General features: G+C 50.8%; 7 protein-coding genes and 1 pseudogene. All 8 read right to left on the bottom strand.

Annotated elements, in window-relative coordinates:
- Positions 1-4 precede the first annotated feature (4 nt).
- Positions 5-2092, bottom strand: a complete 2088-nt coding sequence (locus PRZ02_RS02110; RefSeq protein WP_449464193.1) for a DUF6785 family protein — start codon at positions 2090-2092, stop codon at positions 5-7.
- Positions 2093-2342: 250 nt separating this feature from the next.
- Positions 2343-2477 (bottom strand): annotated as a pseudogene (locus PRZ02_RS02105) (zinc ribbon domain-containing protein); the annotation flags it as partial.
- A gap of 727 nt (positions 2478-3204) precedes the next feature.
- Positions 3205-3912 (bottom strand): YIP1 family protein, encoded by a 708-nt coding sequence (locus PRZ02_RS02100; RefSeq protein WP_449464192.1) that lies wholly within the window; start codon positions 3910-3912, stop codon positions 3205-3207.
- A 422-nt stretch (positions 3913-4334) separates the two neighbouring features.
- On the bottom strand, positions 4335-7580 hold the full coding sequence (locus PRZ02_RS02095) for an FtsX-like permease family protein (RefSeq protein WP_449464191.1): 3246 nt from the start codon (positions 7578-7580) through the stop codon (positions 4335-4337).
- Positions 7570-10104, bottom strand: a complete 2535-nt coding sequence (locus tag PRZ02_RS02090) for an MSCRAMM family protein (protein ID WP_449464190.1) — start codon at positions 10102-10104, stop codon at positions 7570-7572. The genes PRZ02_RS02095 and PRZ02_RS02090 overlap by 11 nt, the downstream gene beginning before the upstream one ends.
- A gap of 3 nt (positions 10105-10107) precedes the next feature.
- Positions 10108-11079 carry a hypothetical protein gene (locus PRZ02_RS02085; protein WP_449464189.1) on the bottom strand — a complete coding sequence of 324 codons (972 nt, stop codon included), beginning with the start codon at positions 11077-11079 and terminating at the stop codon, positions 10108-10110.
- A gap of 217 nt (positions 11080-11296) precedes the next feature.
- A complete protein-coding gene (locus tag PRZ02_RS02080) occupies positions 11297-12715 on the bottom strand; it encodes a radical SAM protein (protein WP_449464188.1) in 1419 nt (472 codons plus the stop codon).
- A 15-nt stretch (positions 12716-12730) separates the two neighbouring features.
- A complete protein-coding gene (locus tag PRZ02_RS02075; RefSeq protein ID WP_449464187.1) occupies positions 12731-15799 on the bottom strand; it encodes a beta-galactosidase in 3069 nt (1022 codons plus the stop codon).
- Positions 15800-16037: the final 238 nt, after the last annotated feature.

Here is a 16037-nt window from a genome sequence, read left to right as displayed (position 1 = left end):
AACGTTAAGGCTTCCAGTTTGTCATAAGGTACGGCCAGCTGTACGTCATCCAGACGTATATGCCAACCACAAGGTACAGTAATCCGTACCCTATGGCGAATCCGGTTGCGGCCGGTACAATGAGCTCTTCTGTCCGCCTTGGGCCTAGCGTCCTTGAGAACACGTACTTCAGTATTAGCGCTATCAAGCTCGCAAGCCACATGTACTCAGGCAGCCAGAGGGTCAAGACAAAGGCCGTCGGGTTGAACATGAACCAAGAGACCATGCCGCGTATCCACATCAAGATGAATATCAGCGCGATTCCTCCTATGGTCCACGCCCACGTAGCAGCGAACGAGTCACTCGTGTACCAGCTGTTCGTGCTGCTTGTTATCCCTGAGGTCATAGCGTTGCTAGCCCTCCAGACAGCTGCACCTCCGTAAGGCGTATTGGTCATCCCTATGTGAGCGAAGAACCATATTACGAAGAAGCCCACTACTGGATATGTGATTACCGTGAGGATAGTGGTCCAGTTGAATATGTCCTTTATGCTCGCTTTGACATCGTGTCCAACCTTGTAGAGACCCATGAGGTAGCCTGGCCCTAGGGGGTTCAGCCTAGCAGCCCACCAGTCTCCCATGGACACGTTCACCGCGTTTATGGCCATCAAGGACGCGTTGTTCTGAGCTGGTGCGCTACCCCATATGCCTAGCCCTGCTCCTATTGGCCAATAGAGCTGCCAGTAAGTGTACATCATTATAGGTGGGTGCCACCACACCTCGGCCATCATCCTTGTTGAAGCTATCGCCCATATGAAGTAGAGTATCAGCCATATTATCCCTATGAGCCAGTTGACCCCCATGGCAAGCATCAGCACAAAGAAGGCCAGTGTCGAGATTACCAGCATCCAGGCACCTGTCTTGACCGAGAAATCTCCCTGCATGTAGGTCGGGCCAGTGAGCGTCTTCAGCACCTTTGATATCCTACCCCTCATCCTCCACGCGAAGTACAGACCTAAGCCAAGCGTTAAGCCCAGCGTTGCCCAAGTCTGGTACGGGAAGGGAGCCTCCTCTCCATATATCCAAGCGCCGTTGTTCTCCGAGCCGGCCACGTAAGTTACCCAGCCCATCTTGACCGCTAGAGTATCGTAGAACATAGGTATTGCAAGCCACGTGACCAGAGATGTGATCATCACCTCGTACGGAAGTAATATCATGAGTATGGCCTGCAAGATGATGAGGTCTGGCGAAATGTATGCTCCGGGCATTATCCCCGCTATGTAGGAACCCCAAGTGAGCGGTATTTCACCCCACTCGTAGGCACCGAGATACGCGAAGCCTGGCACGAACGATAGTATGACTGGTACCCCTCCTATAAGTAGCCCCACAATCGCCATTATCCAGAACACCTTCATATTTGAGCTCTTGAAGCTGAGAAGCATACTATGTCCCGCCTCGTCCCTTGTAGTCGTGGTGTTGATCAGGTAAATAGGCGGCACCATGAGAGGGTAGACCAACCTTTCCGTCTCTGTCCACTCAGGGCCTGTTATGGTAAAGCTAAGGGATAAATTGATTAACCCCGCGAAAATGAGGAAGAGAGACCAGAAGATTATCGGGCCTATGTAGGCTCCCCATGGAATGGTTTGACCTGCCTTCAGCCCGTTCCATTCTATAAGCGCGGCGGAGATGCTGTGAGGTATAACAAAGGAGGGAAGCAATTGAAGGGCTGGAATCCAGCTGGTGCTGTAAGGCGCGGCAAGGGCGCCTATGCCGAAGGCTCCCAAACTAGAAGCCTGCATCCAGTCAAACGGGCTTTCCCATCCGAGCGTTCCGTCGGTGATGTAGGCTTTCCCGGCCGCAAACCAAAGCGGGATCATCAACAGCACGTACTGAGCTGGATTTAGCCTGAGCCTTTTGCTATACCGGCCCAATATCTCCATCAGCACTATTATGTATATGAACGGAACGAACCAACCCTCGAGGACACCATTATAGCTCCCTGACAGATCAGCTGTGACTATCCCAACTATTAGCGAGAACACTGCAACGACTATCAGTATCGTTAGAAATGCAGGTGTCAGCGCCTTATGTAGAGCTTCCTTACTCTGCGACATCCTAAAAACTGATCCTCTTTCCTTTTTAAGTGTTTTTCTTGAAAAATCACGGTTTGACTTAGTAATGAGCCCAACTCATATTTAAGAATGCGATAATGATATATTATAACCGATATGCAGCGACATAACTCGTTTCTGCTGCAAAAAGCAAAAGCCTCTCTTGTGTCACCGACCCACGGCCGAAACCCGTGGGCTTTGGCTCCCGAGAAAGGGGCCAACATAGGCTGGCTGACGGCAGGGCTCCTACATAACGCGCTGGGGCAGTGAACCCACAGTTAAGGCATCTGAAAACGTCGCGCGTGGGTCTGTTCCGCTTGTCCGCGTAATGGCACAAAGGGCACTCCCTTGGCGTGCTCTTCGGATCCACAACTATGACGGGCACGCCCGCGACCCTCGCCTAAAGAGACGCTTCTGGCGGGATACCTTCCGCTGAACGTATTAGTCATGCTTCGCTGAACCAGGACTCCCACACCCTTCAGGATGAGAGGATGCCAGTAGTTGAGTTCGTGGTCACGTTCGCAATGCCCAGGTCAACTCCGATCACGTCTGAGGGCTGAAAGGGTCTTCTTCAGGTAAATCAACGACCACCTAAAGATAAAACCTGCCATCCCTGTATACCAGGTCTGCCTGGCTCCTCGTTTTCCTGCCTTCAAGCTTCTGCCCCTGATACACCTGACCCGTGACCTGAGTTTGAATCTTACCCTTATCGTAGCTATTGACGCGGGGTCAAGTCCTCTGAAACCAAGTATCCCCTGGTACGACTCCTCTTAAATCAAGCTGTAGAGGGCATTCTGGGCGCCTTTTCGCGTTTCAACAACGCTTGATATTGTACGCATCGCCATCCGGCCCTCAGACCGAACTTCTCCATGATTCCGAGCAAGTCTAACTCTACATCGATCGTGTCTCTTGAGGCCCTTGGGTATATGAGGCATTTTGAGCGCGCATGTGCCCGCCTTAAAGGAAGTCCTCGTGCAGCGCGCCTTGGATTGACGGGGTCGGGGTTTGTGACATCTGCTCTTTAGATGAGGTGAAATGGGAAACTCCATTTTTCACGCTTCGAAGCGGGAAACGAGGTGTTTCTAGAAGCTGGGCGTTAGAGGGACGCTATGAGTTCAAAATATGAAGTATATTCTGAGAAAAGTAACGAGCGCAATAATGCCCATAAGCGTGCCCAGCTTAACGCCGTTAATCGAGTGAGTTACCCTTGTGGAGTAAGCGGTTAGCAGAGCTGCCCAGATCTCTCCTCCCCAACCCAAGTACTCCCAAGCCATGTAGTACGTGTTTCTCGATAGGGCCGTCATGTACAGGTATGAACTTTCACCTGGGGAGATGACTATATGCGGTAGCATGGCACTTGGAAGCAAAGAAGCAGCTCCTGTTATCATGAGAGGGGCTAAAGAAAAGAAGGAAAAGGCGAAGAGGGTTTTCGCGTCTCCCTTTACAGAAGTCCATCTAGAGATGAAAGACGCCGTAATCCAAATCACGAAGAAGTTGAATAAACCCTGGAAGAAGGTGAATATCACGGATTCAAGGAAGTAATACAGATATATCGTACCGGGAATCTGATCCAGCAGGTTGAGCGCCATGGCAGGTCCCTGAAAGCCGAGCGGGGGAAGCTCGGTCACGAGGACCTTAGATAGCAGCAAAACCTCGTTTCCTAGACCTAAAAAACCGATCACCGTTAGAAAGACCACCGGCCCAGTTAGTTGCTGAACACTCCTCATGGATTCAAACGCGCGAGCGGGATGAATTATCAGGTCTTTGGTTATGTGCAGTAGATCTTGCGCCTGCCCTATTTCGATCGTTGGCACCTCTGACATGGTCAGAGAAATGCGTTCACTTATAAAAATTGGGTTTTCTACCCGTTGTAAAGCAATTTTCACGAAGTTTTGATCGTAACCCAGATTCCATGAGGAAAGCTGAAAAGAGTTCAAAATTTCTCTTGAAACCCGATTTATTAAGAAACTCGCGAGAAAATCTATGAGTAATTTCGGAAGCATCAAAAAGGTAGTCTCCACGCTACCTCAGCTACGGGCGCGGGTCTGTTAATGCCCCGCGCTGGTGTTAGGCAATTTGCGTCTCGTGGTACAGTTGGAAAAAGTTTTGCACAAACCATGGCTTTCTCGGTACGGAAGATACAGCTTCTGCTGTTCCTCGAGTGACTTTGCTGTGGAGGAGAGAGAAATCGTGTAGGACTTCTTCGAACCGACTCCTGAAACTGGAGCACGGAAACTTCACGCGTTCAGTCCGGGGCTGATACTTTTGACATCGCCCACTCTATCATCGATAGCCTGTACCTTATGGCCTGCAGCTCGCTTTCATAAGCGGATCTCTTGGCGCTGTACTCCTCGTCCGATACCTCGCCCAACCTCTTGGCAGCTTCCATGTCTGAAAGCATCCTTATGTGACCACTGAGATCCTTCTTCAAGGAGTCGGCGTATTCCCTGCTCTCTTCAACAAGAGGCCTGAGCCTTTGCAACGCGTCCCTCAGTCCGGCCTCGTACTTCCTTTCAAAGTCTTCATATATCGTGGGAGATATCTCGCCCTTCATGCTATTCAATTGCTGAAGTTTCCTTGAATACTCATCAACTGTCTCCTTGATCTTTTCAATCTCCGAAATTATCTCGTCGATATTCCTCTGCCTTTGCCTTCTCTGGACAACATCAGAACTCCTTTGGACGGACCTGCGGCTCACGGTCACCTTTATGGTCTTGTCCCTCCAGATCGGGTACTCTAAGAACAGCCTTTCAAGCCCGTACAGAAATCCTTGGAATTCGCTGTCATCCGATAGAACTGGAGGATATGTCATGGAGAAGCTCATGATCCCGGCTTCTGTCTTGGATCTGATCAACATCCTCTGCGGGCTGCCCATGGACAACCTCCACTTCGCATCCATCCTGAGTGAGAACTGCCCCGACTCGTTCACATTAAGTTCCGGATTCAATCCCTTGAGCTCGGGGATTACGCGCTCCTTTAGGTACGCTATTAAGAGATCTGCCTCTTCTTCCCCGATTTTTAGGGGTAGCTCGTAAGTCAGCATATCTCCTTCGCTGCGCGCCTCCCGCGGTATGACCCTCTTCTTTGGCCCCCCCAGTATCTTTGTCTCTTGCCTTCTGTTGATTGCTATCAGCGATCCGAGGACTGGTACGACAAGGCCGACCGACAAGCCTATGGCAAGCGAGCCGAGCGACCACACGCTCGACGCGGAACGCGAGCCAGCCATCACGCTTTCAAGCATGTTCATGAGGTAACTTCCGAAGACCCCCAGCAAGCTGGAAACGGTTCCCAAGATCAACGTCTGCACTAAAAGCATGCCAGCTAAGGAGCCCGGAGTTGCCCCCAGGGTCGACATGAGCCTGATGTCATCTTTTCTCTCCTCCATGAAGAAGGCGGTGAACGAGTAGGTCAGCAGGACGGATATCAACACCGGTCCCACGGCCGCGCTGGCGTGGGTTGCGCCGAGCACATACGTGAAGTCGTAGGTCGTCCACGTTTCGTTCCCCACAGCTGTAACGGGCGTCGCCGTTAGCTCGGATACCTGCTGGGCCAGCGTGACGACCGAGTAAACGCGCTTTGGAATGATGAACACGTATTTGGGAACCATGCCTGGCAAAACCACGGAAACTAAAGCACTGCCACCAAACTTGCCCATAAAGCTTGGAGCTGACGAGAATGCTGTCTCCTGGTAAAGACCCGAAACTGAGAACATACCAAGGTCATAGCTCACCGTCGTCCCAACGCTTCCACTGGGAGATAGGACCAATACCAGCTTTACGGTACTTCCCAGCGTGACTCCAGGCAATCCAGCTGGAAGAAGGACTTGGGGCGCACCTTGGGCGGGCAACGAACCCACGACCTTCGCTAGGGAAATGCCCGTCGAGTTCAAAGCGGCAGGGGGAACGCAGTAAATGCCTTTCAGATAACTCACCGAGCCTCCGCTCTCAACCTCAAGGGTTACGTAGGAAAAAGAGCTACCACCTATGAAGAGGGTAGACGGCTCATAAAATACTGAATAGCTTCCATTTACCCACTTCTGGGATAAAAGCCACGTGTTTTCACCTTCCCACTGAGCGACGCGAGGTTGAACCACCAGCAGCGGACCGCCACTGCCCCAAACCCCAGTTCCAGTCTTTACGATTCCGTATTGCCCAGAGACGTTAACGATCGACATGGAAGAGGCTATCACTATCGCAATGGGTATTATGATGAGGAGCGCGCGCCAGAAGCTCCTCTTGAAATTCTCCATGGCCATTCTGGTAATGAAGCCGGAGGACACAGACATGATGCCCTTTTTGAGCAATGAAAATACGATGTAGATCAAAGAGAACACCGCAAGCGACAGGAAAAGGGCCTGTGCTGCTGAGAGGGGAAGGTGCAAGCCGAGAACCGAAGCGAGAGCAGGGGATGCCCAAGGCTGCGTAAGGCCAACGAAGAGGCTAAGAGGCATATAGAATAGGAAAGGCATGAACTTCGCGATCCTCTTACCCCCCTTGCTTCCCACGAACCCAGCCACTATAAGCGACAAACCGTAAATAAGGGCCAAAATCGTCAGCGTTGTAACCCACGCGTAAGTTACAAAGGATCCCATGGCAGAATTCACTGATGAGGCCAATCTCTGAGCCTCGCCGAAATATGCCGTGGCCGCCGTGAGATTGCCCGCCTTAAGGTAAGACAGGGCATCCTCGTAGAAAGGCAGGATCTCCGCGTACTTATCCTTGTTAAAGGAGCTGAACCCAAAGGACAGGTACGAGGTAACCCTGTATGATATCTCGCTAACTGTCTTGTTAACGTACGCAGCGAAGTACAGCTCGGACCAGTTCACGTAACGATCCGATTGATTGACAATCACCCGGAACACGGGCGTGAGCTCGCCCAGATTTGAGACCGCGGTGACGCTCAAGGGGAAGTACATGGGAACGAAGAAATCTTGAGATCCCTTCACGGGTAAGGCTGGAGAGATTACGGGCTCATCGTACTCGCCGGTTATCAGATCGTAAGAGCTAACGCTTACTGCCTTTCCCGGCTCAGCCCAGACTATGAGCTCTTCAACTCCGGGCCCCAGCGAACTAGCAACGCTTGGCTCAAAGGTCTGTTCATAATTGCTGAAGCCAGAACTGTAGTATCCGCTATAGGAAACGGTCGTAGAAAGCGGCCCATAGGGAAGATTATACGTGGTTATCTCCGAGGACCCCACCATCACTACAGTGTAATTGTCCCCTATGGAGAGACTCGTTATGGGAATGATGTTCCCGTTGCCCACGACGTCCAAGGCCGCGGTGCCGTTATATGAGGTCGTACCGTTGAAGGTGGATGGCGTGATGCCAGATGCCGTGAAGCGCACCGGAATGCCGGGTAATGGCACCTTGTCTTCATAGTTCATCATAAGGACCACTACTTTTTGATGAGAGAACCCCTGCGCCTCCACACCCGCGCATGCGCTTCCCAGCGCAAGGACGAGAACGAGAAGAACCAGAAACTCATTCCTCATGTCTGGTCAGCTCCGCAAGCCTTGCCTGATATTCGTCGTTAAGCTTGTTGTAAAGCGCAAAGTCAACCTCTCCGCTATCGTAAAGCTCGTTGAGCTTTTGTATCATGCTCTTCAGCTTGGCGACCTCCTCCTTTCTTCCCCCGCTTTTAAGCTCAAGCGTGACGTAACCTGACCACCCGATCACGACCATAAAGATGAGCAACCACGCAGAAGCGCTAAGTCCAGCGAAGACACGAGCGCTCAGAACCGGCGCCGTTATCGATGCAGATCCTGCGTAAGCCGCGGATGACGCGGAGGCAGTGAAGCTGCCCTCTGGCAAATAGACCATTACCTCTCCTGCGGAATTCGTGCGCCCAGCAAAGACCAATGAACCGTTGCTTGAATAAACGCGGACTTCAGCGCCACTAATCGGGCCAAATATGGATGAAACGTAGATCGTGGTCCTAGAGACGGAGGCGTTCACCAGCTCGCTTGTAGGACCCTCCACTCTCACAGATCCCACCGCCACTGTGGAACCCCTGTACCGGAACATGTACGTGTAGTTGCCAATTGGAACGGCAACGCCAGCGCGACCCTGAGCATCGGTAGTGGCTTGGGTCAAGAATATGCCACCAGCACCGTAAAGCTGCAATGTCGCGTTTGAGAGCGGGTAGCCATCTACCGTCACAACGCGGAATGACAGCGAGTTGAGACCAGGCATGCGAAAAGCTATCAGCTCGTTGTGGCTTAAGTTTATGTAAAGGGGCTGAGTTTGAATTCCCCACATTACGCCCACTAACTTGTAGGAGCCAGGAGCTAGATACCTGAACACGGCTTCCGCGCTCCCGTTGATCTCCGAAGCAACCGAGTAGTAAGTTTCATTGGTTTGGAGCCCCCTCAGCACCAGCAGCGGCGAGTTTGGAGGCAGCATGGGAAGCCCGTTCTCGAATTCGGGCCTGACCAGCAACTCAAGGGATGCTGCGGTTAATTTGTAGACCCCAGATCTGAAGACGTTAAGCGATGCCGCTCCGAATAAGACTCCATCTTTGGTCATTTTGACGCTGTAAGTCCCTAAGGGAAGGGTGAATTCGATTTCTCCCGTCTTGTTTGTAACCCCAGTCCACGCGCCTTCGGGACCAGCCACCGTTACGGTTAAGCCTGGCACGGGATAGCCGCCGCTCGTGACTTGAATTGTCGCTCCTGCAGGCGGCAAAAGCGGCTGGATGTATACGTCAACGGTGAAGTTGACGGAGGACCCGTTGGCCTCAAAGTAGCCCGATAAAACCCCCGTACGATTGGCGTAGATCGTCCAGACGCTTTCATTAGATGAGCCCTTGATGACGCGGATGAACTCCGTGGCACCGGGCTTCTTAACGATGATGCCATTTGGAAAGTGTGGCCACAATACAATGCTTGAAGTATCGGTCGTAAACTTCATGTCGACGCTGACGTTAAATGGCTCGTATGCCTGCGCGCTGCTTGGATAAGATATTGACAGCACGGCCGCGGGCTCCGCGACGGAGACGCTTACCCCTTCGCTTAAAGCAGCGCATAGATCAGATGCGTATGTGCCATTGACTCCCGGCATCACAAGAGCGCTGAAAGCCGGGTCAGGTGTCTGATAAGCATAAGCAAGGATGGGAAAGCTCATCCCTAAGGCAAAATACTGGAACGTCGCGTTAGACGCGAGGGAAACGGGCACAGCGCCCGTAAAAGAATAAAGCTCCTCCGAGGGAAACAGACTTCCACTGGAGGTTATGCTCGACAAGCTCTCATGCGAGCTTCCGTAGGCAAATCCCGTGAAATCGGTTGCGTTAAGGTAACCCATGAGGGGACGATATGGGCCAGGAGAGCTCAGATAGACCCTGTAAAATATCACGGGAAAGCCTTTGAAGACAGTTATGTTTTCAACGTAACTAAGTGGTGACGTACCTCTTATTTCGAGCTCGCTCATCTCCATGCCGTTGTAAACCACCGAGACGTGAAGGTCCTCCGATAGAAGCTGATAGTTGACGGCTTGAGAGGTCAACGCGATCGCAGGGAAGGACAAGACCGATAGCTTGACGTCTCCGATCGAAAGGTTGGTTAGCCCCGTGGACCCGTTCGATATTCCGAACGAGAAAATCCCGTTTTCAACGTGATACGCGTTCCTTCCTGACAGCGTCAAGTTCTCACCGCTCGGGGCTTCTCCCGACTCAACGTGATAGGTGATCGTCGACAACGGCGCCACGTTCGAAGGAAAGGCTATCGTGACCGTTTTCAGTGAGCCATCTGAGTACTCGGACTCGCCGAGCACTTGACATGGCACCGTTTGGCCTCCTTCTCCTACCAGCTTTATGTTGCCTGGGAGCGCTTGCCCCTCTGAAAGATAAATCGTGGCAAAGCATGGGAAGTTCACCAAGCGGAAGTCGTGATCGTTTGTTACCGTGATTGTGGTTAAAAATCCCTGAGAGGATTGTGCCATCGATAAGTTAAGCAAAGGAGCAAAAATAACCAATGAAGCGACCACAACCGCCACCAATGCCAACCCACACCTAACGCACATCGTTCACTCACCCATTACCGATGCGAAAAGCGATCTTATTGCCTCCGACCTGCTCTTCCCTTGGGACATGTAACGCGCGATCTCCGATTCGAGCCTCGATTTTGCCCTATCCGCTCCCATGTTCAAACTGTAATAGTTGTAGAGCCTCTCATACATCTTGTTCACGCTTTCTTCCGGTGTTAGAATCTCCCTGAGCTCGTCGGCCTTAGGCAAGTTCAACCCCGATAATAGGATCTGTATGTTGACGCCCTTGCGCTCTTCAGGATGTGCGTAAAAATAATAGCAGTCAAAGACCGCCGAGTCTATCGCATCCACGAACTCGGAGATCTTTTCAATCCTCTTGATCAGAGCATCACGCTGGCCCCTAAGAGGGGAAATGAGCTCGTTGTAACGATTTTCATCGTACTCTCCAACCTTATACCTCACGGTCAGCTCTTTCGTGGAGGCTTCAAGCTTCGCCAATTCCTCCTCCGTTTTCTTGCGGACCTCTTCAAGGCTTGCCTTTTGATAATTCCACTTGTCCGCCATGTAATCCAGAAACTTCTTATATGTCTCGCGCAACTTAGCGAATTCGTCGTCCGAGATTTCGCCCTTTTCCCTTGCACTCATGAAGATGGCCAAGCTCGCGATAGCAATCTCAACCCACACGTTCGGGTCAATCTGCATGTACGCGGTCTCTATGAGGTTGATAGAGCGCTCCGCTTCAGACACATCGCTGCCTGTCTTCTTGCCCTGTTCTATCTCGACCTTGAGCTCGGCACGCAGGCCCTCAAGCTTCTCCTCCGCATCAAAGAACTGCTCCATTGCCCTAGCCATACCGCTGCTATACTCGTCCCTGAGCTTCTTGGCGGCGGCGGGCTCTATGGATCCCTTGCTGGAGAGCTCGTCAAGTTCCCTCAGCTTGTGCAGCAACGACTCAATTTCGTTCATGCGATCGGAGAACTCCCTTAGCAATTGTTGTGGATTAGCCTGCATGTGTATGGGTATTGCCCCAAAATTTAAGTTTATACTGCTTGAGATTCTATCGTAATAGACGCGAAGTAAAAGTATCGAAAGTGGCTTTAGTCAGCTAACTTTTATCATCAAGTATTTAAATATAGCATTATGAGTCAGAATTAAGTGGGTAATTGAAGGGGTCTCGTACGTGCTCTCACAAAGTCCGAGGCAAAATCGGGCTCAGCGTTGCCCCATCCTAATCAAAAGTAACGAATTTGGGATTCCCGTAAAATGACTCGAGGATCTTCCTTGCTTTAAGTAACATGTCGTATATATCGTCTCTGCTAAGCCACTTGGTTTCATGAGCAATCCACTTCTTTTCGTCGTTTGACGACGAAATGGCCTTATAATCAGAATAGGTCTTCAGCAAGGGCTTAACACCGAAATCCGATGGGCGGACCGCCATTGGGGAATTGGGATCCATGGTATAGGGTATCGGAGGGACGACGAAACCAAGCCTTCCCTGTATTATCTTTCTGACCATTGGTTCAAAAAGGGAAAAGGTTTGCCAATCCTCGCGAGGAAGGCCTATCAAGAAATATACAAGAACTGGGATCCCCAAGCTTTTAGCGACCTCTAATGAGCGAAATATCTGGTCGTCGGTTACGTTCCTCCCGTTGAACCTGCGCACCTCTTCAGACGCGCTCTCGGGTGATACCGCCAAACTGCTACCCACTACACCAGACAACGAGCGCATGAACTTCTCAGAAGGAACGCGGAAAGACTCTATGTATATCCCGACATCACTCACCCTTGACGAGATCTCCTTCAGTAAGGGACTCCAGTACCGCTCTCCCCCAATCTCGGGATCGTGTGTAAAGCTCACGACTTTGACTCCGTACTTAGACAAGCTTTCCATGTCGTTCGCGACAACAACTGGATCCCGGAAAATCGTGGCCTGTCTTCCCATGGCAGCGGCGTACCCCTCCCTCGAACCGCCGCAGTAGGTGCAATTATAGGGACATCCTCTAGCTATGGGAAGCCAGAAATTAGGAGCCTTGCCACCCATGCCCAGATAGGCTTGATAGTCGTCAAGTAGCTCCAACGAAGTGAAATCGTAGGCGGAAAAAACCTCGAAAGAAACAGGTGGTCTGGGCGGCGTGAACCGGACCTTTCCCCCATCTCTGTACGCAATTCCCTTGACTTCGTCCAGGGGCTCGCTTTTTTCCCATCTGTCCACGAGCTCTTTTAGCGTCTGCTCACCTTCACCGATCACCACTGCATCAACATACTTCTCCTTACACAATTCCGATGCGAACCAGCTTGCGCTCATTCCACCAACAACGACTTTAGCGCTGGGTCTGAGCGACTTAATGGCCTCGGCCACTGCCGAAACTCCATACGCATGCACAAACCACTGAAAGTCTATCCCGTAAGCCTTCGCCTCAATTTTCCTCAGCCTCGACTTAATGTCAAAGTTAGGATTAATTGAGGCCTCCATTCCCAAGTTAAATATCTTGACTTCATACCCTGCGCGCTTCAGCTCGGTGGCTAAACTCATCAATCCCACTGGCATTATCGCAAACTGATTAACTTCTGGCATAAAACGCGGAACACGAGGCGGATGGATCAGCACTAAGTCGTACATGACCTTGACTATATAGCTGACTCTCATAAATAAAAGGATAACTCAATGACCTTCCACCGTCTGACGCGCCTTTCTTCTGGAAATGTAAACGAAGGTAACTATCACCGCGATTGCCACGGGGAGCGGCAACCACCAAAGCTCCGAGGCCACAAAGAAAGCCCGGGTTCCTACCATGAACGTGACCTCATTCGACCTCTTGCCGTTCCAGATCGCGTAAGCTACGTAATTTCCTGATTCATTGATCACGACGTCACCTTGCGGATAAGGCGTGCCGTTTACGACCAGCGTGGCGTTTGCCAGCGAGACGCTTCCAAAAGGAGACTTATGGTAAAGCGTGAAGTTTACGCGATGCCCAACAATGACCTCCTTAGGGCCCGATAGAGATAGCTCCGAAATCGCATCAAGCGAGTGCTTTGGACCGATCAGCAGCGACGCCTCTTCAGGAATTCCCACCTTTACGCTCAAGTTGATCATCCCGTCCACTGGTGTCAAGGGCCCAGCTAAAACTGACATCGTTGTCATGTTAACCGCATAAAGGTCTTGATCAGAGGCAAGCCCAAGGACGCTAACGTTGATGGCCAGTTTCAACGGGGAGGGGATTTTTCCAAGCGGACGCCCAAGCATGTTAGTGGTGGTGTCGATGGCAGTATAATCCGTGGCATATAACGTTAAAAGCGCCAGATCGTGATCGGCATTTACGAGGGGAAACAGCTGCAAGCTCTCTAACCGGTTCTCAAAGGGCGCGTTCACCTCAGCAAACGGCGTGAGCTTTACCTCTTGTGACGACGGCGCTAACGCTAGCGTGATGTTCGTGAAGTAATCTATACCAGAGCCATCGTCGATGAGACGCAACAGCATACCGCTTGCTCCAGCAGGTACCGTACCGGTTACAGAAAGGGTTTGAGAACCCGTGTCAATCCACTCCATGTAACCTTGCTCCTGGACGACTGATCCATTAGTGAAATACCACCTTATGTTAATCCTTGCGTCAGGAGATCCCTTGCCAACGTCTGCGTACGCAGAAAACGAAAAAGGCTCGCCTGGCTCAACTCTTATTACTTGTGAGTCGATCTCACCGGCCTTGGTCATCGTCGTATTTAATACCAACGCTGGCCTTCCTATTCCGTTCACTAGAACGGTGGAGTTAGCTATAGGTAAAGGTAGCCCTGACCAACCATAAGATACCCATGAGAGAAGATTCGGCCCTTTTCTTCCTGATGCGTACATATTGATGGAGGCGAAGCCGACCGGGATACTACCAAGCTTTTGAAGGACGAGGCGCATGTAACCTGCCCCCTGAGGGGGAGCGAACCGAAACCAAACCCATGTACGATTCCCAGTGACAACGCTATCCAGAGAAGGTGACTCGACACTACCGTTGGCAAGGATGAACTCAGCAGATATCTTTGCCTCGCTGCTCTTTGATGCCGCAACATAAAGGTTAACCGTGTAAACGGTGGATTGGGAAACAGGAATCTCCTGAGACTCGGCAGAAGAGCCACCGGGTCCATTCAATAAGAGGGACTGCAGTAACGCTCCTCCAACGCGGATCTTCCCAATCGAGGTCTGAGGTCCCGAATGATCTAAGTTGCCGGGCCAGGAAAAAGCGCTGATGATCGGATAAGGCCAAACGTAACTCAATGCTTTGCTTTGATTTTCCAGATAGATAATGCCATCCTGAGATATTTGGAGGAGTTGACCGCCAGAAGCTATCCATGCATTGACTGCTCTTTGAACCTTAGCAGGCAGTAGGCTCATGCTGTAAGTGCCCGCAAGGTTCACTATGTACCGATAATCGGAAAGGTTAACGGCGTTATTTTCTATCTCATAATCCGTTATGACCTGAAATGGCACGTATTCGTAAATCATGTCCTTAAGGGCATTATCTTCTTGTGCTCCGATTGCCGGATCCGCCGTTTCAGCGGCGAAGCTGTAAAGGGCAGCTACGGAGGAGTTGGCCAACTGAAACTGACCGGCAGGGTACGTCGATATAAATGAAGAATAATAGGGCGCAGTAACCCCATACCAGTCGGCAGGAGGGTAAACGAAGTAATCGTACCCAACTGAGCAGGGAATGCCCGATATGGCGTGGGAAAGCGAGGACAGAAAGACGGCTTTATTGGCTTGCATCATTGATGAAGCAGTTGGACCTCCTGGCCACTCGAACATGAGCTTAATACCGTAAGCCCTTGCCATGTCCGTAAAAGTGAGAGATAGATCCGCAAACGTATCGTCGTCCAAATTTATGATCGCTCCGTATTTTCTGGCTATGGAAAAAATGATATCTGGATAGTCGACGTGATAAGGGGCATCCGTGAGAAAGCCTCCCCAATAAATAAAAAGTTGCTTTCCATGATCAGCCAATATGGGATCCACAGAAGAATACACGTAGTTCAGCGTGTAATTTAATGACCACACACGGAAACGCTCAAAGTCTAACCATCCGGCGTTCCCCGGCCCTGGAGGCGGAACTACTTGGTTAAAGTCCAGATAAGAGGTACCCCAAACGGCGTTCAACGCGCTTATGGAACCATACTTCGATCTAAGGTATTCCCTGAACATCGCCACGGATGAATTAGAGTATCCCCCTCCGTACCAGTAAGCATCCAACCAGCCATAGTTAATGTACGCTCCAACGAAATCAGGGTCGCTTACGAAATTAGAAAGCGTGGTTTTCACGTAATCTAAGTAATAGCGCGTCTCCGTCAGATTCCACCACGAGGGATAACTATCCGTAGGGCCATTAACGGGCTCATATGAAGAATTGAGCTCATATTCTCTGATCCAGCTAGGATCCCATGGACCATACCAAAATATCAGAATATAACGTAGGCCTGCCCGCTCAGCGTACTTCACGTTGGAGCTCAGTAAAGAGAAGTTATAGATATTGGGTCTCGGCTCTACTTGAGACCAGTAAAGCTGGAGCTCCACCGTGTTTACGCCAAGGGATGCGAGCGCACGATAATCGTTTTCAGTCATAGAGGGCATATAGAAGATCTGTGCAGAGAAGATCGGAGAGTTTGCTTCATAGATAGAGGCATCGGAATGCGGTAGAAAACTAATTAACACAATAATGATCAATAAGTAACTAAGTAATACTTTGACCTTCACTATTTGTCAAAAGAAGCGTAGAATCTAAACTTAAGGCTATCGCAAATACATAACGCGCTAGGCGAGATCCAAGTACGCAGTTACCTCTGACTGAGATTGAGGCATTATACCACGTCAAAGTTATGCCCACGAAGAAGCACGTACTTCAACGACAATCCACTCGTTGTGAAAGGCTCTCTGATCGCGCTTATACCTTCATCAAGATGGGTTAGCTAATCATTGGTAAAGTCTGCTGATC

This window comes from Tardisphaera saccharovorans (assembly GCF_046635845.1).
Classification (GTDB): Archaea; Thermoproteota; Thermoprotei_A; order Marsarchaeales; family UBA168; genus UBA168.
Note: the sequence above shows the minus strand (reverse complement) of the source record. Positions and strands in the feature narration are given on the sequence as shown.

What these genes read in the sequence shown, in the direction of transcription:
- PRZ02_RS02080 (WP_449464188.1), bottom strand. Translation starts at nt 12,715, where the DNA reads ATGAGAGTCAGCTATATAGTCAAGGTCATGTACGACTTAGTGCTGATC.
- PRZ02_RS02110 (WP_449464193.1), bottom strand. Translation starts at nt 2,092, where the DNA reads ATGTCGCAGAGTAAGGAAGCTCTACATAAGGCGCTGACACCTGCATTT.
- PRZ02_RS02095 (WP_449464191.1), bottom strand. Translation starts at nt 7,580, where the DNA reads ATGAGGAATGAGTTTCTGGTTCTTCTCGTTCTCGTCCTTGCGCTGGGA.
- PRZ02_RS02085 (WP_449464189.1), bottom strand. Translation starts at nt 11,079, where the DNA reads ATGCAGGCTAATCCACAACAATTGCTAAGGGAGTTCTCCGATCGCATG.
- PRZ02_RS02100 (WP_449464192.1), bottom strand. Translation starts at nt 3,912, where the DNA reads ATGTCAGAGGTGCCAACGATCGAAATAGGGCAGGCGCAAGATCTACTG.
- PRZ02_RS02090 (WP_449464190.1), bottom strand. Translation starts at nt 10,104, where the DNA reads ATGTGCGTTAGGTGTGGGTTGGCATTGGTGGCGGTTGTGGTCGCTTCA.